This is a genomic window from Corynebacterium sp. ACRPE, from assembly GCF_022347435.1.
GTDB classification, from domain to species: domain Bacteria; phylum Actinomycetota; class Actinomycetes; order Mycobacteriales; family Mycobacteriaceae; genus Corynebacterium; species Corynebacterium tuberculostearicum_D.
The window spans coordinates 1-1,437 of the sequence record NZ_JAKRNA010000054.1; the positions used below are offsets into that span (position 1 = coordinate 1).

The following is a 1,437-nucleotide window of genomic DNA, read 5'->3' on the forward strand; positions in this document are numbered from 1 at the left end:
TGAACTGGCCCCCAAAAGTTGGACTGGTTTAATTCTAGGCGGTGAGGGGTTCAAGGGCCTGATTCCGATATTGCATCGGGGTCAGGCCCTTGAGTCGTTGTTGGATGCGTTCGGTGTTGTACCACTGGATGTACTCGTCGATCGCTTGGGTGAATTCCTCGACGGTGTCAAAGACTTCCCCGTGGTACATCTCGGCCTTCACGTGCCCGAAGAAGTTCTCCATTACTGCGTTGTCGTAGCAGTTGGCTTTACGCGACATCGACTGGACACCGCCGTTGTCACCGATCAGGTTACGCCAGGAGGAATGCTGGTACTGGAATCCTTGATCGGTGTGCATCATCCACCCAGGCTTCGGCGCACAGGCCGCAATCGCCTTAGTCAATGATTCGGCGGTAAACGCTGCCGTCGGCGATGTAGCCACGGTGTGGGCGACGATTGAGCGGTCGAACAAGTCCATCACCGGTGACAAATACACTTTTCGGCCTGCGACCCTAAACTCGGTGACGTCGCTGACAAAGACGGTGTTTGGCTTATCTGGGGTGAACTTGCGGTCAAGCTTGTTGTCAGCAATGCGACTTTTAGTTCCTGCGTAGGAAATATACGGTCTGCGTTGGCGGATCTTGGCCCGAAGCCCCATCTGGCGCATGAGTTTGTAAACGAGTTTGTGGTTGACCACCCAGCCCTTGTTGCGCAGGTCCAGCAACACTCGCCGGTAGCCGTAGCGATGCTTGTTAGCCTCGAAGCTTTCTAGGATCGCCTCCTTGATCGCAGCGTGCTTATCTGGCTCGCTGAGTCGTTTCTGGTGGTAGAAGAATGTCGCCCGCGGCATACCGGCTGCCTCTAGGAGGTCCTCCAAGCGGTGGTGAGACTTGAGGATGACGATCGCTTGGACTTTCAGGCGCGTCCCTGATTCCTCAAGTCCCGCAATTTTTTTAGGTAGGCATTTTCGGCCCGCAACCGTTCGTTTTCGCGACGTAGCTTATCTTCTTCAGAAAGCACTTTCGGCTTAGCTGAACCTTTAGGCCTGCCCTTCGGCTTCGGTTTTAAGGCGTCATCGCCGCCTTTGCGCCATTTCCGCGACCAATATCCAACCACTTGGTCTGACGACAGGCCAAACTCACGGGCAAGACTCATCTTTGACTCGCCAGTGAGATGGCGTTGGACAACTTCCTTTTTGATCTCGAAGGAGTACTGCTGCTTTGAAGGCTTTTCCACAAGACACAGCTTGCCATGGAGCAAGAACCGACGAAACAAAGCGCGAACTGGATAAACACCAACACCGACATGATGGGCTGCAGCCCAGTAACTACAACCCTGCTCGAAAAGGGCCACCAATTCTTCCCGCTGCCCCGCCGACAACGAACTACGCGTATGCATACAACTGCTCCCCACTAGTAGGTAACTGATTTCTCAGTCCAACTAATGGGGAGCAGTTCA

1 protein-coding gene is annotated in these 1,437 nt (G+C 54.1%); it reads right to left on the reverse strand.

The window, feature by feature from the left end:
- Nucleotides 1-34 precede the first annotated feature (34 nt).
- A protein-coding gene (locus MHY13_RS12060) for an IS3 family transposase (RefSeq protein ID WP_239283242.1) occupies nt 35-1,377 on the reverse strand; the annotation gives its coding sequence in 2 pieces (ribosomal slippage) (nt 35-936 and nt 936-1,377; 1,344 coding nt in all).
- Nucleotides 1,378-1,437 lie beyond the last annotated feature (60 nt).